This is a genomic window from Streptomyces sp. NPDC102283, from assembly GCF_044766265.1.
Taxonomy (GTDB): Bacteria; Actinomycetota; Actinomycetes; order Streptomycetales; family Streptomycetaceae; genus Streptomyces.
Genome location: NZ_JBIWLQ010000011.1, coordinates 47,549 through 67,044 on the forward strand (window position 1 = coordinate 47,549; position 19,496 = coordinate 67,044).

A 19,496-nucleotide genomic window follows, 5' to 3' on the forward strand; every position below is an offset into this window, starting at 1 on the left:
AAAGGGCTCCCCGAAAGTGCTCCCCGGGAGGGCGCCCGTGGGGGAGCCCCTGGTCGTGGCCGACGGCCCGTCTCTCCGGAGACGGGCCGTCCGGTAGCCTCGGGGCCGGGCGCCTGCGGTTTTCGCCGGTCACGCCGGGTGCACGTGCCGCGGATGTGCGGATTGAGCAACACATCTGTGGAGTCGGTCACCCCGCGCGACCGCCCCGAAGCGCCCAACCTCCCTGGCCAGAGGGTGAACTGCGGGTATCCGCAGGACGATCGGCGGACGACGTCCACCTTGCGAGACGGTCACGGAGAGTGCGACCATCACACTGTTCCCCCGTCATAGCAAGGTAGGTCGTCTGTGTCTGTGCCGCACGAAGCCAAGCCCCGGACCACAGCGGTCGTGCTCGCCGGTGGGACCGGCCAGCGCGTGGGCCTGTCGATCCCCAAGCAGTTGCTGAAGATCGCCGGCAAGGCTGTCATCGAGCACACGCTGACCATCTTCGAGAACGCCGAGGGCATCGACGACGTCATCGTGCTGATGGCGCCCGGTTTCGTGCCCGACGTCGAGAAGATCGTCGCGAAGGCCGGACTGACCAAGGTCACCCGGATCATCGAAGGCGGCAGCACCCGCAACGAGACCACCGAGCGTGCCATCGAGGCCCTCGGCGAGGGCCTCGCCGAGGGCGAGGACCGCAACGTCCTCTTCCATGACGCGGTGCGCCCCCTGTTGTCACAGCGCGTGATCACGGACTGCGTCGACGCGCTGGACCGCTACCAGGCCGTCGACGTCGCCATCCCGTCAGCGGACACGATCATCGTGACCCGCACGCACGGTGAGGACGGCGAGTTCATCACCGAGGTGCCCGACCGCTCCCGGCTGCGCCGCGGCCAGACGCCGCAGGCCTTCAAGCTCTCCACGGTCCGCAGGGCGTACGAGGTCGCGGCGGGCGACCCCAACTTCCAGGCCACCGACGACTGTTCGGTGGTCCTCAAGTACCTCCCCGACGTGCCGATCTACGTGGTCGCGGGCGACGAGTACAACATGAAGGTGACCCAGCCGGTCGACGTCTTCATCACCGACAAGCTCTTCCAGCTGGCCTCCACCGCCGCCCCGCGCCAGGCCGACGAGGCCGCCTACCGGGAGCTCCTCACGGGCAAGACCCTCGTGGTCTTCGGCGGTTCGTACGGCATCGGTGCCGACATCGCCTCCCTGGCGGAGAACTACGGCGCGAAGGTCTACGCGCTGGGCCGCTCCACCACCGGCACGCACGTGGAGAACCCGGAGCACATCGACGACGCGCTCTCCAAGGCGTACGGCGAGACCGGGCGTATCGACTACGTCATCAACACCGCGGGCGTGCTGCGGATCGGCAAGCTGGCCGAGACCGACAACACGACGATCCAGGAAGCCTTGAGCGTCAACTACCTGGCGCCCGTCCAGATCGCCCGCGCCTCGTACAAGTACCTCGCCGAGACCCAGGGCCAGTTGCTGCTCTACACCTCCAGCAGCTACACCCGGGGCCGTGCCGAGTACAGCCTCTACTCCTCCACCAAGGCCGCCATGGTCAACCTCACCCAGGCGCTCGCCGACGAGTGGGCGGGCGAGGGCATCCGGGTCAACTGCGTGAACCCGGAGCGCACCGCGACCCCGATGCGCACCAAGGCGTTCGGCCAGGAGCCGGAGGGCTCGCTGCTCTCCTCGGAGGCCGTGGCCCGCACCTCGCTGGACGTCCTGCTCTCCGCCCTGACCGGTCACGTCATCGACGTACGGCAGCAGGACCCGACGGCGGGAGCCGCCGAGTCCTCCGGCTTCGAGCAGGCCCTGGCCTCCGTGCTGGACCGTCAAGCAGATGTGTAATAATTCTTGACAAATGTGTTTTTCCGGGCCTCTGTTGTCGCTTAGTGCGATGGCAGAGGCCCGAATGCGTGAAGCCTCACCTTCACATTTCCGCCAATACGTGAATCAACCGGCACCCCCTGGAGCAGGTTCTTCGTGATCTCGACAGCCATTCGCCTGGCCCGTGTGGGCAGCAGGTCGGAACTGGCGGCAGCGTTGTTGATGGGGCTGGGATATCCCTGCGTCATGCTCGCCGCGCTCATTCCCCACATCTGGTTCTTCGCGGCGGCCACCGCTGTCACGTATGCCGCCGACTGGTATCTGCACCAGAAGGGGAGTTATCTGGTCAACCGGCTGGGCAAGGTGCGCGCCGGGTTGTCGATCCGCTTCCTGCTGCGGCAGTTGATGGTCATCCTGCTGCTGGCCCGTCTGGATCTCGCCGAATCGCCGCTGTTCTACTCGGCGGTGGCCTGCTTCCTGCTCTTCTACGGGCTCCAGGCGCCGCACGGCGCCCTGACGACCCTGATCCGGCTCCGCCGCACCATGCCGGTCGTCACCCGCAACGTGGATCTGCACGCGGTCCGTATCCCCGACGCCCCGCCCGGCGCGCTGCTGCGACGCTCCGCCGAGAAGATGCTGCACCTCGACATTCCGGCCGTGCTGGGCATCCTGATCGCCGCCGGCACCGGTGAGGACGCCATCGGCTACGCGGGCATCGGCCTGACGCTGCTGCTGGCCCTGCTCTACCTCGGGATGCTCGTCCCGTATGTGCGCCGCGGCCGGCTGGCGCCTCCTGCCCCCGCCGTGCTCAAGGCCGTCGACGGCTGGCTGCGCGATTACCAGCCGACCGTGGTGCTCTACTTCTCCGGCTCCAACGAGTCCGCCTACCAGGGCAACATGTGGCTGGAGACGATGGCCCGGATCGAGGGCCGACCGCTGATCATCATGCGGGAGCGCGGCCTGGTCCCGCAGCTGGCCGAGACCTCCGTCCCGGTCATCTGCGTCCCGGCGGGCACCCACCTGATGAACCTGGACCTCTCGACCGTCCGGGTCTGCCTGTATCCCGCCAACGTCGGCAAGAACATCCACATCCTGCGGGTCCCGACGATGAAGCACGTCTTCATCGGTCACGGCGACAGCGACAAGCTCGCCAGCGTCAACCCGTACTCCAAGGTCTACGACGAGGTCTGGACCGCGGGGCGGGCCGGCCGCGACCGTTACGCACTGGCCGACGTGGGCGTCCTCGACCAGGACATCGTCGAGGTCGGGCGTCCGCAGCTGGAGCCCATCAGGAGTTGGACGGGCGCCGTCAAGAACCCCGTCCCGACCGTGCTGTACGCGCCCACCTGGGAGGGCTGGGACGACAACCCGGGCAACACCTCCCTGCTGCTGGCGGGCGAGAACATCGTGCGCCGACTGCTGAACGCCGCCGAGCCGGTCCGGATCATCTACAAACCGCACCCCTTCACGGGCATCCGCAGCGGCAGGGCCAAGGCCGTCAACGTCCGGATCCGGGCGATGCTGGAGCAGGCCGCGACCGAGCGCGCCGCCGAGCCCCGCTGGGCGAAGGAGGCATCGTCGGCCGCCGCCGGGCAGAGCGCAGCCAAGGCCGAGCTGGCCCGGATCGAGGCGCGGCTCGCGCAGCTGGCGGCCACCGGCCGCTCGGGCGGCGACGACGCGGAGGAGTCGCGGCTCTCGCTCGCCGACCCCGACCGCGAGGCGGAGACCGCCCGGCTGCGGGCCGAGTGGAACGACGCCTACTGGCGCTCCTTCGGCTGGTGGGAGCACCGTACGGTGACCGGCGCGCAGCCCAAGCTGTACGACTGCTTCAACGAGTCCGACGCCATGGTTTCGGACATCTCCAGCGTGGTCTCCGACTTCATCGCGAGCGGCAAGCCGTACGCGGTCACCGACTCCGCGTCGCTCGGGGCCGAGGAGTTCAAGCGGCAGAACACCGCGGTGCGCGCCGCGGTCATCCTGTCCAACGGCGCGGAGGAGCTCGACGCGCTGCTGGCCGCGGTGGCCGACCCGGCGGCGGACACGCTGGCGGACGCCCGCGGCGAGCTGAAGACCTATCTCCTGGGGCCGGACGAGCCGACCTCCATGGAGCAGTTCAACGCGGCCGTACGGGCGCTCGCCGCCAAGGCCGAGGCCCGCAACCTGGGCGTCGCCCAGCGGCTCGGCGACCAGGCCGTGTCGGTGCCGGACGAGGAGGCCGCCACCAGCGGCGTCGGCACCGGCGATCCGCAGGCGGTGGCCGAGGCCGACGCCACGGCGGACCCGGACGCGCCGGAGGTGGACGCGGAGGCGGACACCGCCCTCGCCGAGGGGTCCTCGTCCGTGCGCTGAGCGACGCGCAGCCGAGAGGGTCACGTACAGCCGAGCGGGCTACGTACTGGCGAGCGCCGTACATCCGATCGAACTGACTGAAAAGCAGGCAACCCCGATCACGACCCGTACGTCTCTCCTGGGGGAGGGATGTACGGGTCGTTCGGCATGCGAATGCACAAAAGGTGCAGAGTCGGGCAATCTGCCTTCTTTCGTGATCAAATCGACAGGTGCACATGGCCGACATGCCCAGGAAGAACGACGAGCCCGATGTCAGTGTGATCATCGGAGCTTATGACGCGATGCCCTACCTGGTCCGGTGCCTGGAGTCCGTCGAGGCACAGACCATCGGCGCGGACCGCATGGAGATCGTCGCGATCGACGACGGCTCCACCGACGGCACCGGCGCCTGCCTGGAGGAGTTCGCCGCCCGGACCGCGATTCCCATGAAAGTCGTCCGGCAGGAGAATTCCGGCGGACCCAGCGGCCCGCGCAATCGGGGGCTCGGTCTCGCCCGCGGCCGGTACGTCTTCTTTCTCGACGCGGACGACTATTTCGGCGAGGAAGCCCTGGAGCGCATGGTCGCCATGGGCGACCGGGCGGGCACGGACGTGGTGCTCGGGAAGATCGTCGGCGTCAATCGCGGTGCCGCGAAATCGATGTGGAAAGAGACCGTCGAGCGCGCCGACCTGTATGCGTCCAACGTCAAATTCACGTTGAGCGCGCAGAAGTTGTTCCGGCGCGACCTCCTCGTACGACTCGGCATGGCCTTCGACGAGACGCTCAAGACGGGCGAGGACGCCCTGTTCACGATGGAGGCGTACATCCGCGGCAACGGGATCTCCGTCGTCGCCGACTACACCTGCTACTACCTGGTGGGCCGTGAGGACCGCAACCAGATGACCAAGAAGGGCGGCTACAAGCGCCGCTTCGACTCGGCCCGCGCCCTCATGGGGCTCATCGCCGAACACGTGCCCCCCGGCCCCCGGCGCGACGTCCTGATGGTGCGGCCCTTCGTCATCACGCTGCTGCCCCAGTTCGGCCCCGGACTGGTGAAGCAGAAGGGCGAGGTCCGCGAGCGGAAGATGGCGCTCGCCGCACCCCTGATGAGGACGTACTGGACGCCGGAGCTCGGCCGCAACCTCAAGGTGAACGAACGGCTGCGGCTGATGTGCCTCGCCGAGGGCCGGCTCGACCTGCTCCTGGACATCGCGGCCTTCCTGCGCGACAAGAAGGAGCCCGAACCCGTCCGCCGGGGGAACCCGCCCCGTCTCCACCTCGCCTACCCGCACTTCGGTGAGAGCTCCGTGCTCCCCGACCGGGCCTTCGAGGTGACCGTCACCGAATGGATCGGCGGACGGCGGATCGAGGCGCCGCACGCCAAGCCCCGTCTCTCCCTCGCCAGGCGCGTCGTCCGCAAGGCCCGCCGGACGGTGCTCAGCGCCCTGCGCACCCCCCGCGCCCACCGCGTCTGACCGACGCCCGGAGGGGGGCCGGAGAAGACCCGGACCTCCCTCTGCCCACCCCGGCGGCTACCGGGGCGGGTTCGTCCTGTGAGAGGTGTCACGTCATACTGTGGGGCAACCATGAGACCGTTGGAGACGTCTCATTAACGCCCCGTCCTCCTGGGGTTCATCATCTGCACGTCCCCCCGGAAAGGCCCTCCACCCGTGGCGTCCCTCGAAGCGATCCCCGACGAGCTCAGCCGGCTCATGAAGTACTTCCCGGAGACTCCGGTCGAGGAGCGCCCCGCATTCCATCGAGCGGCCAAGGACTTCCTGGCCCGGGCCGCCCCCAAGGTCGTGCGGCAGTTCTCCCCGATGGCCCGGGTCAAGTGGCACCTGGCGGCCAACGGCCGCGGTGACGAGCTGGTGGACCTGCTGCACTACGAGCGCGAGAACCCGGGCGCCTTCTCCGTCCGCGGCCTGCGGCGCGCCCGCATCGAGCTGCCCGGCGTCGAGAGCTCCTCGCTCCCCTCCTCGGTGCGCAACTTCAACCGCAGCGAACTCCCCGTACGCGGCAAACTCCTGGACCTCGGCTGGGAGGACGGCAAACTCCTCGTCAAGGGTTACGCCTACATCCCCAACGTCTCCTCGGCCACCGGCAAGCGCTCGCTGCGCGTCGCCGTGCTGCGCCGCCAGGGCAGCCGCTCCACCCTCCCGCTGCGGATGCGCACCGTCCTGGAACCCCGCGCCACCGCCGAGGCCAAGGGCGCCCTGCACCACTACGACTGGTCCGGTTTCGAGATCGGCATCGACCCGTCCAGGCTGCGCGTACGCGGTCAGTGGCAGCCCGGCACCTGGCGCCTGGGCATCGGCATCCCGCGCCCCGGCGGCATGTCCGTGGGCAGCATCACCAAGAACAACTCGGGCGCGTCCGGCCACAGCTACACCCGGGTCCTGGACGACGGCGTCCGCCTCGTCGCCGGCTTCGACCGCAACCGGCTCAAGCTCTCCGTGGACGTCGTCCCCGCCGAGATCATCGCCCAGGAAGCCGACGGCGAGACCCTCACCGTCACCCTGCGCTCCCGCGTCACCACCCCCGCGGGCAAGTACCCCACCGCCCTGCGCATCGACCACGAGCCCAGCGGTTTCGCCACCGACCTCCCGCTCCAGCAGGGCGAGACCGGCACCGACGGCTGGCTCCGCCACACCGCCCGCCTCGACCTCGCGGACCTCCCCGTCAACGGCGTACGCCCCGGCAAGGCCGTCAAGTACCGCGCGCTGATCGTCTTCGCCGACGGCACCACCCGCCGTGCCACGGGCGGCGCGCAGCCCGTCACCGGAGTCCACCCGCTGCCCGAAGGACGCGAGCTCGCGATCCTCACCGACGGCGCGGGGAACTTCACCCCGCAGCTCCGCACGGTCCAGCCCGTCGTCGACAGCGTCGAGTGGGCCGCCGGGGGCGAGCTGGTCCTCTCCGGCGTCTACACCGGTCCCGCCGAGCAGATGAAGATGGTCCTGCGCCACACCGGCCGCAACGAGGACCGCCCGCTGCCCGTCGAGTTCGCCGAGGGCCGCTTCACCGCCCGGCTGCGCCCGGACACCATGCCCACCTACGAGGGCACCGTGCCGCTGCGCGCCGGCCGCTGGATGCCCCGCCTGCGCCTGCGCACCGAGTGGGACCACACCCGCGATCTCCCCGTCACGATCCGCCCCGACCTCGTGGACACGCTGCCGCTGGCCCACCGGGGCGAGCACCGCACGTACACCGTCGAGCGGCTCGACTTCGACCGGATCTTCGTGGAGTCCGGGCCGGTCCTCGACCCGGAGCTGCGCGGCGCCTACCGCCAGCGGCTGATGCGCGACGTCTACACCCCCGAGCAGCGCAAGCTGCCGCTGCGCGAGGCCGTGCTCTACAACAGCTTCGGCGGCAAGCAGTTCTCCGACTCGCCCCGCGCGGTCTACGAGGAGCTCAAGCGCCGCGGCACCGAGGTCGAGCACATCGCGATGGTCCACGACCAGCAGGTCGTCCTGCCGCCCGGTGTCCGCGGCGTCGAGTGGGGCAGCAAGGAGTGGTACGAGGCACTGGCCCGCAGCCGGTACGTCGTCACCAACGGCGGCATCCGCGAGTGGTTCGTCCGCCGCGAGGGCCAGGTCGTCGTCCAGACCTGGCACGGCACCCCGCTCAAGCGCATCGGCGCCGACCTGCTCGGCACCCCCAAGGCGAACCTGGCCTACATCGCGAGCCTCCCGCAGCGCTCGCGCCAGTACAGCCTGTTCATCACGCCGAACTCCTTCACCACCCCGATCATGACCAACTCCTTCCGCCTCCAGTGCGAGGTCCTGGAAGCGGGCTACCCGCGCAACGACGTCTTCCACGCCCCCGACCGCGTCAAGCGCGCCGCGGCCGTACGGGAGAAGCTCGGCATCCCCGCGGGCAAGAAGGTCGTCCTGTACGCCCCCACCTGGCGCGACGACCAGCGCTACGGCGGCCGCCGCTTCAAGCTGGACAACCAGATCGACGTCGAGGCCGCGAAGCGCGAGCTCGGCGAGGACCACGTGCTGCTCTACCGCAAGCACCACAAGGTCCTCGACTCCATCCCCGGCGCCGGACAGGGCTTCGTCTACGACGTCACGTACTACCCGGACATCGCCGACCTCTACCTGATCGCCGACGTGCTGATCACGGACTACTCCTCGGTGCTGTTCGACTTCGCGCACTCCGGGCGGCCGATGCTCTTCTTCACGTACGACCTGGAGCACTACCGCGACACCCTGCGCGGCTTCTACTTCGACTTCACCTCCCGCGCCCCCGGGCCGCTGATCAAGACCTCCGAGGACCTGGTCTCCGCGATCCGGAACATCGACGAGGTGAGCGAGGAGTACAAGGAGAAGTACGCCCAGTTCCGGGTCGACTTCTGCGAGCCCTCCGACGGCCGCGCCGCCGCCCGGGTCGTGGACCGGATGCTCGCCGTCAAGGACGAGCAGCAGGGCTGAGCCCGCCGCGGCCGCCCCCGCCGCCCGCCCGCGCCCCGCTCACCGGCCGCCCTTCGGCCGTCCACCGAGCGGAACGGGCAGGCGGCGGGGGCGGCCGCTCGCGTACTGTGCTGTGCCGGGGCGGCAGGAAGGCCCCGCATCGGACACCGGGGCGATCCAGAGCGGGGAAGCACGTGGCAGAGCAGAGGCCGTCGGGCCGCGAGCCGGCGGTGACCGGCGCCCGCAGGGTCGTCGTCAAGGTCGGCTCCTCCTCGCTCACCACGGCGTCCGGCGGCCTCGACGCCGACCGGGTCGACGCCCTCGTCGACGTCCTGGCCAAGGTCAGGGACGGCGGCGAACGCGAGGTCGTCCTCGTCTCCAGCGGAGCCATCGCCGCCGGACTCGCCCCCCTCGGCCTCGTGCGCAGGCCCAAGGACCTGGCCCGCCAGCAGGCCGCCGCCAGCGTCGGCCAGGGACTCCTCGTGGCCCGCTACACCGCCTCGTTCGCACGCTACGGCGTCCGCGTCGGACAAGTGCTCCTCACCGCCGACGACACCAGCCGCCGCGGCCACTACCGCAACGCCTACAGCACCCTGGACAAGCTCCTGGAGATGGGCGCCGTCCCCGTCGTCAACGAGAACGACACCGTCGCCACCGACGAGATCCGCTTCGGCGACAACGACCGGCTCGCCGCGCTCGTCGCCCACCTCGTCCACGCCGACCTGCTCGTCCTGCTCTCCGACGTGGACGGCCTCCACGACGGACCGCCCGGCACCCCCGGCGCCTCCCGGATCGCCGAGGTCACCGGCCCCGAGGACCTGGCGGGCGTCACCATCGGCAGCGCCGGGAAGGCGGGCGTGGGCACCGGCGGCATGGTCACCAAGGTCGAGGCCGCCCGCATCGCCACCGCCGCCGGCATTCCCGTCGTCCTCACCTCCGCCAGCCGGGCCGCCGACGCGCTCGCGGGCCGCGACACCGGCACGTACTTCCACCCCACCGGACGCCGCTCCGCCGACCGGCTCCTGTGGCTGGCCCACGCCTCCACCCCGCAGGGCGCGCTCACCCTCGACGACGGTGCCGTACGGGCCGTGGTGGAGCGGCGCACCTCCCTGCTGCCCGCCGGAATCTCCGCCGTCGAGGGCGAGTTCAGCGCCGGCGACCCGGTCGAACTGCGCGACCCGCACGGCACCCCGGTCGCCCGCGGGCTCGTCAACTTCGACGCGAAGGAGATCCCCCAGCTACTCGGCCGCTCCACCCGGGACCTCGCCCGCGAACTGGGGCCCGCCTACGAACGCGAGGTCGTACACAGGGACGATCTGGTCCTCCTCGCGCCGCGCCTCACTCCCTGAAACGGCTGAAAGTCCCGCCATCCAGCGGGGACCTTCCCCAAAACCACCCCACGCCCGGCTGTGGACTGGTCCACTTTGTAGTGGGGAAACAGGGGTACCGCACAGCAACACATCACAGGAGGCCGCCGGTGAGACGAGTGCGCCCGGGGGCGCCGCCCCGAGGCACGGCCAACCGCGCCCTGACGAGTGTCGGAGCGGGGGCGGATTTCGACCGGCCGCTCCCGACGGACGCCGTCGAACGGGAGCCGGTCACGACGGCGAAGGAGGAGTCCTCGCAGTCCAAGCTCTGGCACATCACGCTCAGCGTGTCGGGCGCCGAGACTCCGCTGGGGGAGGTCAGACGCGGCCTGGAACAGCTCGCGCACGACCATCCCTTCCTGCTGACCAGCCGCTACGCGAGCGATCACGCGGAGATCCGCTACTGGGAAGAGGCCCGCGACCTGCACGACGCGGCCGCGGTAGCGCTGCGGCTGTGGGGCGAGCACCGCTCCAGCGCCCAGCTCCCGCCCTGGGAGATCGTCGGCCTCGAAGTCATCGACCGCGAGACCTACCACCTGCGGATCGCCGAGGGCTACGGACCGCCGCCCGCGGCCCCCGTGGGCGTGCATCCCTACTGACCTAGGGCGATCCATGGGCGAAGCGGGGCGATCCGGACCGGCCCCGGTGTGCTCCGTGGGCGGACCGGGACGCGTCCGTCTCCCGGTTCGACCGTCTCGCATCACGGGATACGTGACGGATGCCCGCAGAGTGCGCATTACTCTGCGGGCATGACCACGCTCTCGCCCTACGACAACCTCTCCCCGGTCGCGCAGACCGCTTACCGGGCCCGTGCCGCCGCCGCAGACATCGCGCCACTTCCGCGCGCGGCCAAGGACGACGCGCTGCTGGCCATCGCCGACGCCCTCGAAGTGCGCACGAGCGAGATCGTCGAGGCCAACGCGAAGGACGTCGAGCGCGCCCGCGAGGCCGGGACGAGCGAAGGCATCATCGACCGCCTCACCCTCACCCCGGAACGCATCCGCGCCATCGCCGCCGACGTACGGGACGTCGCCGCGCTGCCCGACCCGGTCGGTGAGGTGGTGCGCGGCTCGACCCTGCCCAACGGCATCGACCTCCGGCAGGTGCGGGTCCCGCTCGGCGTGGTCGGCATCATCTACGAGGCCCGGCCCAACGTCACCGTCGACGCGGCCGCGCTCTGCCTGAAGTCCGGCAACGCGGTCCTGCTGCGCGGCTCCTCCTCCGCCTACGCCTCCAACACCGCCCTCGTGCGGGTCCTGCGCGACGCGGTCGGCGGCTCCGGCCTGCCGGCCGACGCGGTGCAGCTCGTCCCGGGCGAGAGCCGTGACTCCGTGCGCGAACTGATGCGGGCCCGCGGCCTGGTCGACGTCCTCATCCCGCGCGGCGGCGCCTCGCTGATCCGCACGGTCGTCGAGGAGTCCACCGTGCCCGTCATCGAGACGGGCACCGGCAACTGCCACGTCTACGTCGACGCGCAGACGGACCTGGCCATGGCCGTCGACATCCTGATCAACTCCAAGGCCCAGCGTCCCAGCGTCTGCAACGCGGCCGAGACCCTGCTCGTCCACAAGGACGTGGCGGACGCCTTCCTGCCGCTCGCCCTGGACGCGCTGGCCGAGGCCGGAGTCACCGTCCACGGCGACGAGCACGTCCTCGCCCGCGCCGAGGGATCCAGGGCCACCGTGGTCGCGGCGACGGCCGAGGACTGGGAGACCGAATACCTTTCGTACGACATCGCGGCGGCGGTCGTCGACTCCCTGGACGCGGCGGTCGCCCACATCCGGCTCTGGTCCTCCGGACACACCGAGGCGATCGTCACCACTTCGCAGGCCGCCGCCCGCCGGTTCACCCAGTTGGTCGATTCGACCACGGTCGCCGTGAACGCCTCCACCCGCTTCACGGACGGCGGACAGTTCGGCTTCGGCGCCGAGATCGGCATCTCCACGCAGAAGCTGCACGCCCGCGGTCCGATGGGCCTGCCCGAGCTGACCTCGACGAAGTACATCGTCACGGGGGACGGGCACACCCGCTAGACCTCCTTCCCGGCCCTACCGGTCGGCCCCTTCCACCAGGAGGGGCCGACCGCGTGTTCCCCGTGCCGATCCGGGGGAGTTCGCGGGGTCCCTGCCCAAAAGGTCCCGTCCGGGCTACGCTGAATCCGTGCCGGACGACGTGGGGGGCAAGCCGTTTCCTGACGGCTGGGAGCCCGACGACGACCGCGGGGGCGCGGACGAGGACTTCGCCTCCGTGGTGTTCGACGAGGATTTCGTCCGGTCGGCGCCCGTCCACGAGCCCACCGCCGTGGAGCGCCTGCTCGCCGCCGCCGAGGCCCGCGCCGAGGCCGACGCCGCCCGCGCCCGACGGATCCGTCGCTCGGACGACGACGCATACGGCCCCTACGGCGGCCCCCGGGGCTACCACGACCCCCAGGACCTCGATTACGACCCGGACCACGGCATCGGGGACGACGACCACGCCCCGGGGCCCTACGGCCGCCACGGCGGCTCCCTGCGCCCCTACCGCAACTCCGCCCGCTGGCACCGCCCGGTCGCCTGGCTGCTCGCCCTGGTGATGGGCGTCGGCCTGGTCTCCCTCGCCTTCACCGCCGTCTACCGGGGCGCCTCGAACAACCGCCAGGACCAGGTGCCGCCCCCCGTCACCAGCGGCGTCGACAAGCCCGGGGCCGCCCCGTCCGCCTCCGCGGACTACTCCCGCCCCACGGTCTCCGCGGAGCCCCGGGTGCCCTGAACACGCCCCTTCCGTCACCCGTTCGCCGTCGGCCGTCCCGGACGCCCCGCAGTTCCCGGCCGTCTCCGCGTTTACGCGGGCCGTAATCGACCTACCCTCAAGATGTGACCCCTCGTTCCCAGGGGGGCTTCTCGCTGTGGACGCCGCCCGGCCGAAGCAGACCGTTGCGCACCGAACCGACCGGTGTGGAGATCGGGAGAGAAGTCATGACAGGCCGCTCAGAACCACCGGACGGTGCGCCCGAGAACCCCGCGGGCGGCGAGGACGAGTACCGCTCGCTCGTCTTCGACGAATCGTTCGTCCGGGCTGCGCGTATGCAGGAGTTCTCGGCGCAGGAACGGATGGGCGAGCACGCCCGCGCCGTCCGTGCGCTGCCCGAGGCGCATGTCTCCATCCGCAGCGGCGGCGGCTCCCGGGCCGTCATAGCCCTGGTCGTCCTCATCGCCCTGGCCTTCGCGGTGGCCGTCTACATCGGATTCCGGAGCCCGTACCCCCAACCGGCCGCCCGGCGCGCCGAACCCCTGCGGACCACCGTCGTCCCCCTGGCCCCCCGCGGCGCCGTACCGGGCGGGTCACCCGAGCGGCTGTACCGGGCCGAGCCGGTCTCCGCGCACCGCACGGGCGCGGCAGGCATCAACTCCCCCGCCGTGGAGCGCACCCAGAACTTCTCCGACAGCCAGATCACCGCCGCTCTCGCCACGGCCAAGGACTACCTGGTGGAGTCGTCCCTGAACCCCGACGTCCTCACCGGCTCCGTACGCCGGCCCGTCGAGCACCTCCTCGACCCGGACCAGCGCCCCCAGTTCGAACAGAGCCTGAGCGGCCCGGCGGACGACGGGAGCGGAGCCACCACCGGCTGGCTGGTGCGCTTCGACCCGGAGCAGGTGGAGCTCGCGGACCCGCGGATCCGGGTCCACGGCACCCTTCGCTACGAGGAGGAGGCCCCGGGCATCCTCGGCGTCGTCTCGGACCACACGTTCACCTACGCCCTGCGTCCGGCGGACGGGCCCCACCGGGACGACGACGCCTCCCTGTTCACCGTGCGGCGCGAGCTGCACTTCCGCTTCGACCGGGAGGACCTGCGACTGCACCGCCTGGAGGTGCGCACGGCCCATGTCCAGGCCGGGCCGCAGTCCTGCTCGGCCGACGCGACCGCGATGCTCCGCCCGCTCCTCGCCGGGGAACGGGCGGACCCCCGCGGACCCGCCGGCACCGACCCGTACGCCACGGGCCGGCCCACGGCGGCGCTGTGCGGGGCCCTGGAGGCCGTCAGCTCCCCGACGGCCCCGACGATGTCCCCGGGTTCCCCTCCTCAGGGTCCTGAGGCCGGCCGGACGTCCCGTCCCCGTCCGTAGCGGAGCCGTCGGACGGGCCCTGCGCCCCGCCCTTCGCGCCCGCTGTTCCGGTGAACCGGTCGCGCAGCTTGCCGCCCAGGTCTCCCGCGCCGCCGGCGATGTCGCCCACAAGCTTCATCAGCGGGTCCTTGCTGGTGCGCACCGTGTCCGCGTAGTGCGAGGCGGACTCCCGGAACGAGTCGGTCACCGAGGTGTCCTTGTCCTCGTCGCGCCGCGGGTAGTGGCCGTCCATGATCCGCTGGAAGTCGCGGGTCTCCGCCCACTTCTTCAGCTCGGCGGCCCGGACGGTGGTGAACGGGTGCGTGCGGGGCAGCACATTGAGGATCTTGAGGACGGAGTCCCGGAGGTCGCCACCCTTCTCGTACTCGTCGGCCTGGGCGAGGAAGGCGTCCACGTTCATCTCGTGGAGGTGATTGCCGCCCGCGATCTTCATCAGACCGCGCATGGAGGCCGTGATGTCCTGGCCGACCAGCAGCCCGGCCCGGTCCGCGGACAGCTCCGACTTGCGGAACCACTCGCGCAGCGCCGTCACTATCGCCATGATCGCCACATTGCCCAGCGGGATCCAGGCGACCTTCACGGCGAGGTTGGTCAGGAAGAGCAGTATGGTCCGGTACACCGAGTGACCGGAGAGCGCGTGGCCCACCTCGTGGCCCACCACCGCCCGCATCTCCTCCTCGTCGAGCAGCTCGACCAGGCCGGTGGTGACCACGATGATCGGCTCGTCCAGCCCGATGCACATGGCGTTGGGCTGCGGGTCCTGCTTCACGTACATCGGCGGGACCTTCTCCAGGTCCAGGATGTAACACGCGTCCCGCAGCATGTCGTTGAGATGGGCGAACTGCGCGTCGCTCACCCGGACGGAGTCGGAGAGGAAGAGCAACCGCAGACTGCGCTCCGGGAGCAGCCCGCTGAGCGCCTTGAACACGGTGTCGAACCCGGTCAGCTTGCGCAGGGCCACCAGGGCCGAGCGGTCGGCGGGGTGCTCGTAGGCCCGGGAGGAGATCCCGGGGAATCGCCGACGCTGCCTGCTCGGCACGTTCTCGTGACTGTTGTCGGTCATGGATGGCCCCCTGTTCGTACGAGACGTTGCTCGTCCCCCGGACAAAACCCAGCGTATGCGCTGGCGCTACGGTGTGCGGGGGGCTGTGGATAACTTTGAGGAGCGCCCGAAATGCCGCACACCGCCGTACTGCTCGCCGCCGCGTCCGAGGAGCAGGGGCCGGGTGACACCCTCCGGATCGTGCTGCTCGTCTCGATCCTCGGAGCGGTGCTGCTCGCCTGGTTCCTGCTGCGCGGATACCGCAACGACGACAACAACGACTGAGTCGCCGTGAGCGTGCCCGAGGGTCCCGCATACGATGGGGCCGACGTCTTCCTTCCGATTCACGATCGATAGGTCCTGCCGAAGATGAGCCTCACGAGCACCGCACACCAGCTTGCCACTCTTGCCTCCGGGGGCGGCGAGGGCGGCGGCAACCACGAAAGCCTCAACCCCTACTTCGTCGGCGCCGGGGCCTTTGTCGCGCTGATGCTGCTTCTGTGGATCACCATCAGCTTCAACCGCGACCGCTGAGCCGGGGCGTACAGCTGTGCCAGTAGGCTCTGCACGCATGGGAGAGCAGGAAGTGCCTACCGGCCCCGGCAAACGCCGTATCGGCGTGATGGGCGGGACATTCGACCCGATCCACCATGGACACCTGGTGGCGGCCAGTGAAGTGGCCGCCCAGTTCCATCTCGACGAGGTCGTCTTCGTCCCGACCGGGCAGCCGTGGCAGAAGAGCCACAAGAACGTCTCCCCGGCCGAGGACCGCTATCTGATGACGGTCATCGCCACCGCGTCCAACCCGCAGTTCTCCGTCAGCCGCAGTGACATCGACCGTGGCGGACCGACGTACACCATCGATACGCTGCGGGATCTGCGCGAGGTCCACGGCGAGGCGGACCTCTTCTTCATCACCGGCGCCGACGCGTTGTCCCAGATCCTCACCTGGCGCGACGCGGAGGAGCTGTTCTCACTCTCCCACTTCATCGGTGTGACCCGTCCGGGTCACGTGCTCACGGACGACGGACTGCCCGAGGGCGGTGTCTCCCTCGTGGAGGTGCCCGCGCTCGCGATCTCGTCCACGGACTGTCGTGAGAGGGTCGCGCAGGGGGAGCCGGTCTGGTACCTGGTGCCGGACGGCGTGGTCCGCTACATCGACAAGCGCCAGCTGTACCGCGGCGAATGAGCCACGGAGAGGGGCACCGGTGAACGACCGACAGAACCCGTACGACCCGTACTACCAGGAGCCGCAGATCGTCGGCTACGACGCGTACGGGCAGCCGGTCTACCAGCAGCAGGGCCACGAGCAGGGCCACCAGCAGCACGACCAGCAGGGTCAGCAGGGTCAGGTCTACGACCCCTACGCCGCCCAGCCGGGTCAGGGGCACCAGACCCAGGACGCCGGCTACGGCTATGACGCGTACGGCAACCCTCCGCAGCAGCCCCAGAGTTACGACCCCTACGCCGGCCAGTACCCGGGCCAGCAGCCCCAGTCGCCCCGGCCGCAACAGGGGCAGGGCGCCGACCAGGGGTACGGCTACGGCGCCTACACCGACTACGGCTACACGGCCGGGCAGCAGCCCGCCGCGGTCGACACCGGCCGGCACTGGAGCGTGCCGCAGCAGGGCGTGGCCCCCGCACCGGAACAGTCCCCGCAGCAGGCTCCCGCACCGCAGCCCCAGCACCCCCAGCAGCACCAGTCGCCGGGAGCGGCGGAGGCAGAGGCGGAGCCCGCGCTTCCGGGGCAGCGCGAGCCCGCCCCCGACTACCGCACCGAGCAGTTCTCGTTCATCGAGGAGCCCGACGAGGACTCCGAAGACGTCATCGACTGGCTGAAGTTCACCGAGAGTCGCAGCGAGCGGCGCGAGGAGGCGCGGCGCAAGGGCCGCAACCGGATGGTCGCCCTGATAGTCGTCGCCGTTCTCGTCGTCGTCGGCGGGGCCGGCTATCTCTGGTCCGCCGACATGATCCCGGGCCTGTCCGGATCGGACGAGAAGAAGGCCGTGGCCGCCGGCGCGCAGCAGCGCGACATGATGGTGGTGCACCTGCACGACACGAAGAGGGGCGGCACCTCGACGGCGCTGCTCGTCGACAACGCCACCACCGAGCAGGGCACCACCGTCCTGCTGCCCAACTCCCTCGCCGTCGCGGGCGACGACGGGACCACCACCACGCTCGGCAAGTCCGTCGAGGACGACGGCAGGACCGGCACCCGTGAGGCGATCGACACCATTCTGGGCACGCGGATCACCGGCACCTGGCGGCTGGACACCCCGTACCTGGAGAACCTCGTCGAGCTCGTCGGCAACATCGAGGTCGACACCGACACGGCTGTGCCCGGCGCGAAGAAGGGCGAATCGCCCCTGGTGAACAAGGGTGAGGGCCAGACGCTCAGCGGCCCGATGGCCGTCGCCTACGCCACGTACCGTGCGCCGGGGGAGCCCGAGGCCAAGCAGCTGACGCGGTTCGGCGAGGTCATGCGGGCCACGCTGCGAAAGGTCTCCGAGGACCCCAAGGCAGCGACCGTCACCATCGAGACGCTGCTCCAGGTGCTGGACCCGTCGCTGCCCGAGAAGGACCTCGGGGCCTCGCTCGCCAAGCTGGCCTCGCGTGCCAAGGTCGGCGACTACAAGACGGCCCTGCTGCCGGTCCAGGAGGACGGCACGCTCACCGAGGCCGACACCCGCGGCGTCGTCAAGGACATCCTCGGCGGCACGGTGAAGGCTCCCGAGGCGGGCGCTCCGCTCCGGGTCGCCGTCCGCGACGTCACCGGGAAGCAGAAGGCCGCGGAGGCCGCCCGGGTCCAGCTGGTCAACGGCGGTTACGCCTTCGTGGACAGCGGCAAGGCGGGGGCCGAGGCGTCGTCCGTCGTGCTCTATCGGTCCGCCGAGGACAAGGAGAAGGCCGTCGAGGTGGCCAAGACCCTGGGCCTTTCCGCAGCCGACGTGAAGAAGGGCGAGCCGGCCGCCAACGCCGACGTGTCCGCGGTCCTCGGTCAGGACTACGAGATCCCGTAGCCCGCCCGGGATCACCGGCCGACGCTCCGGCGTCGCCCGGTGATCCCGATCCGGCCGACGAGTGTCGTGGAAGCGGGCCGGTGTCCGCCGTCGGGCCGGGCCGGATCCGGGTCCGAAGCCCGGCCGTGAAACGCAGTAAGGCTCTGTCGGCGGTCCGTGAGACCCTAGAGGTTGCATCCGACCGCCGACGAAAGCCTGCATGTGACCGCCACGGACCGCTCCATCGAGCTCATCAACGCCGCCGCTCAGGCGGCCGCCGACCGGCTCGCGCACGACATCATCGCCTACGACGTCAGCGACGTGCTGTCGATCACCGACGCCTTCCTGCTCGCCTCGGCCCCCAACGACCGCCAGGTCAAGTCGATCGTCGACGAGATCGAGGAGCGGCTCCAGAAGGAGCTCGGCGTCAAGCCGGTGCGCCGCGAGGGCGACCGCGACGCCCGCTGGATCCTCCTCGACTACGTCGACATCGTCATCCACGTCCAGCACAGCGAGGAGCGCGTCTTCTACGCGCTGGAGCGCCTGTGGAAGGACTGCCCGGAGATCGCCCTCCCCGAGGACGCGATCAAGACCCGTGGCAAGGCCGAGGAGCACGCACAGCTCAACGGCGGCACGGAAGGTGACCAGAGCTGAACGGCAGCGGCAGCGGCACGGGCCGCAGGATCGTCCTCTGGAGGCACGGCCAGACGGCGTGGAACCTGGAGCGCCGTTTCCAGGGTTCCACGGACATCGAGCTGACCGAGGTCGGCGTCGGGCAGGCCCGCCGTGCCGCCCGGCTGCTCGCCTCGCTCAAGCCGGACGCCATCGTGGCCTCCGACCTGCGACGGGCGGCGGCCACCGCCGCCGAGCTCTCCGCCGTCAGCGGCCTCACCGTCGCACACGACGCCGCACTCCGTGAGACGTACGCGGGCGCCTGGCAGGGGCTGACCCACCAGGAGATCGTCGAGCGCTTCGGCGACCAGTACGCGGCCTGGAAGCGCGGCGAGCCGGTACGCCGGGGCGGCGGCGAGCTGGAGACCGAGGTCGCCGACCGGGCGGCGCCGGTCGTTCTGGAGCACGCGGAGAAGCTTCCGGAGAACGGCACGCTCGTCGTGGTCAGCCACGGCGGCACGATCAGGACGACGATCGGCCGGCTGCTCGGTCTGGAGGCCCACCACTGGGAGGGGCTCGGCGGGCTGTCCAACTGCTGCTGGTCCGTCCTCGGCGAGGGCGCGCGCGGCTGGCGTCTGCTGGAACACAACGCCGGCACGCTCCCGGAGCCGGTCCTCGGCGACGACGACTAGACCCTGCCGGGAGGCAGTTGAGAGGCCGTTCGCGGGCCGTCCTCGGGCGGCCCGGGCCGGATTTCACTTTCCGGCCGGTCGCAGGCTAAAGTTCTTCTTGTTCGCAGCGCG

General features: G+C 70.7%; 16 protein-coding genes. 15 read left to right on the top strand and 1 reads right to left on the bottom strand.

The window, feature by feature from the left end; all coding sequences use genetic code 11:
* The first annotated feature begins 345 nt into the window (after positions 1 to 345).
* The 9 genes from ACIRJT_RS22150 (at position 346) to ACIRJT_RS22190 (ending at position 14,040) form a co-directional block, all read left to right on the top strand.
* The gene (locus ACIRJT_RS22150; protein WP_403911623.1) at positions 346 to 1,845 is read left to right on the top strand and encodes an SDR family NAD(P)-dependent oxidoreductase; all 1,500 of its coding nucleotides are present in this window, start codon (positions 346 to 348) and stop codon (positions 1,843 to 1,845) included.
* A 135-nt stretch (positions 1,846 to 1,980) separates the two neighbouring features.
* A complete protein-coding gene (locus ACIRJT_RS22155; RefSeq protein WP_403911625.1) occupies positions 1,981 to 4,173 on the top strand; it encodes a hypothetical protein in 2,193 nt (730 codons plus the stop codon).
* A gap of 215 nt (positions 4,174 to 4,388) precedes the next feature.
* Complete coding sequence (locus tag ACIRJT_RS22160) at positions 4,389 to 5,627, top strand: glycosyltransferase family 2 protein (protein ID WP_403911627.1); 1,239 nt, start codon at positions 4,389 to 4,391, stop codon at positions 5,625 to 5,627.
* Positions 5,628 to 5,822: 195 nt separating this feature from the next.
* Positions 5,823 to 8,591: a CDP-glycerol glycerophosphotransferase family protein gene (locus ACIRJT_RS22165; protein WP_403911629.1), complete on the top strand. Its 2,769-nt coding sequence runs from the start codon at positions 5,823 to 5,825 to the stop codon at positions 8,589 to 8,591.
* Between the two features lie 173 nt (positions 8,592 to 8,764).
* Positions 8,765 to 9,919 carry a glutamate 5-kinase gene (gene proB, locus ACIRJT_RS22170; RefSeq protein WP_403911631.1) on the top strand — a complete coding sequence of 385 codons (1,155 nt, stop codon included), beginning with the start codon at positions 8,765 to 8,767 and terminating at the stop codon, positions 9,917 to 9,919.
* A 128-nt stretch (positions 9,920 to 10,047) separates the two neighbouring features.
* Positions 10,048 to 10,536 carry a hypothetical protein gene (locus tag ACIRJT_RS22175; protein ID WP_403911633.1) on the top strand — a complete coding sequence of 163 codons (489 nt, stop codon included), beginning with the start codon at positions 10,048 to 10,050 and terminating at the stop codon, positions 10,534 to 10,536.
* Positions 10,537 to 10,686: 150 nt separating this feature from the next.
* The gene (locus ACIRJT_RS22180) at positions 10,687 to 11,970 is read left to right on the top strand and encodes a glutamate-5-semialdehyde dehydrogenase (protein WP_403911635.1); all 1,284 of its coding nucleotides are present in this window, start codon (positions 10,687 to 10,689) and stop codon (positions 11,968 to 11,970) included.
* 127 nt (positions 11,971 to 12,097) lie between these two features.
* Positions 12,098 to 12,685: a hypothetical protein gene (locus ACIRJT_RS22185; protein ID WP_403911637.1), complete on the top strand. Its 588-nt coding sequence runs from the start codon at positions 12,098 to 12,100 to the stop codon at positions 12,683 to 12,685.
* Positions 12,686 to 12,891: 206 nt separating this feature from the next.
* Positions 12,892 to 14,040, top strand: a complete 1,149-nt coding sequence (locus ACIRJT_RS22190) for a hypothetical protein (RefSeq protein ID WP_403911639.1) — start codon at positions 12,892 to 12,894, stop codon at positions 14,038 to 14,040.
* Here ACIRJT_RS22190 and ACIRJT_RS22195 read toward each other — a convergent pair.
* Entirely contained in the window at positions 13,955 to 15,103 is a 1,149-nt protein-coding gene (locus ACIRJT_RS22195) for a M48 family metallopeptidase (protein ID WP_403911641.1), read from the bottom strand. The genes ACIRJT_RS22190 and ACIRJT_RS22195 overlap by 86 nt on opposite strands.
* Positions 15,104 to 15,214: 111 nt before the next feature.
* Here ACIRJT_RS22195 and ACIRJT_RS22200 point away from each other — a divergent pair, with 111 nt between their 5' ends.
* From ACIRJT_RS22200 to ACIRJT_RS22225, 6 genes are all read left to right on the top strand, one after another.
* A complete protein-coding gene (locus tag ACIRJT_RS22200) occupies positions 15,215 to 15,367 on the top strand; it encodes a hypothetical protein (protein WP_003969217.1) in 153 nt (50 codons plus the stop codon).
* Positions 15,368 to 15,451: 84 nt separating this feature from the next.
* Entirely contained in the window at positions 15,452 to 15,616 is a 165-nt protein-coding gene (locus ACIRJT_RS22205; protein WP_371623385.1) for a hypothetical protein, read from the top strand.
* A gap of 37 nt (positions 15,617 to 15,653) precedes the next feature.
* Positions 15,654 to 16,271 (top strand): nicotinate-nucleotide adenylyltransferase, encoded by a 618-nt coding sequence (gene nadD / locus ACIRJT_RS22210; RefSeq protein WP_402011242.1) that lies wholly within the window; start codon positions 15,654 to 15,656, stop codon positions 16,269 to 16,271.
* 19 nt (positions 16,272 to 16,290) lie between these two features.
* Complete coding sequence (locus tag ACIRJT_RS22215; protein ID WP_403911644.1) at positions 16,291 to 18,102, top strand: LCP family protein; 1,812 nt, start codon at positions 16,291 to 16,293, stop codon at positions 18,100 to 18,102.
* 201 nt (positions 18,103 to 18,303) lie between these two features.
* The gene (gene rsfS / locus ACIRJT_RS22220; RefSeq protein ID WP_007449662.1) at positions 18,304 to 18,735 is read left to right on the top strand and encodes a ribosome silencing factor; all 432 of its coding nucleotides are present in this window, start codon (positions 18,304 to 18,306) and stop codon (positions 18,733 to 18,735) included.
* Positions 18,732 to 19,385: a histidine phosphatase family protein gene (locus tag ACIRJT_RS22225; protein ID WP_403912031.1), complete on the top strand. Its 654-nt coding sequence runs from the start codon at positions 18,732 to 18,734 to the stop codon at positions 19,383 to 19,385. Before rsfS ends, ACIRJT_RS22225 begins: the two co-directional genes overlap by 4 nt.
* The last annotated feature ends 111 nt before the right edge of the window (positions 19,386 to 19,496 follow it).

Excerpts from the sequence above, each read along its gene's own strand:
- ACIRJT_RS22205 (WP_371623385.1), top strand. The coding sequence starts at position 15,452 with ATGAGCCTCACGAGCACCGCACACCAGCTTGCCACTCTTGCCTCCGGG.
- ACIRJT_RS22160 (WP_403911627.1), top strand. The coding sequence starts at position 4,389 with ATGGCCGACATGCCCAGGAAGAACGACGAGCCCGATGTCAGTGTGATC.
- ACIRJT_RS22200 (WP_003969217.1), top strand. The coding sequence starts at position 15,215 with ATGCCGCACACCGCCGTACTGCTCGCCGCCGCGTCCGAGGAGCAGGGG.
- nadD (WP_402011242.1), top strand. The coding sequence starts at position 15,654 with ATGGGAGAGCAGGAAGTGCCTACCGGCCCCGGCAAACGCCGTATCGGC.
- ACIRJT_RS22180 (WP_403911635.1), top strand. The coding sequence starts at position 10,687 with ATGACCACGCTCTCGCCCTACGACAACCTCTCCCCGGTCGCGCAGACC.
- ACIRJT_RS22195 (WP_403911641.1), bottom strand. The coding sequence starts at position 15,103 with ATGACCGACAACAGTCACGAGAACGTGCCGAGCAGGCAGCGTCGGCGA.
- ACIRJT_RS22190 (WP_403911639.1), top strand. The coding sequence starts at position 12,892 with ATGACAGGCCGCTCAGAACCACCGGACGGTGCGCCCGAGAACCCCGCG.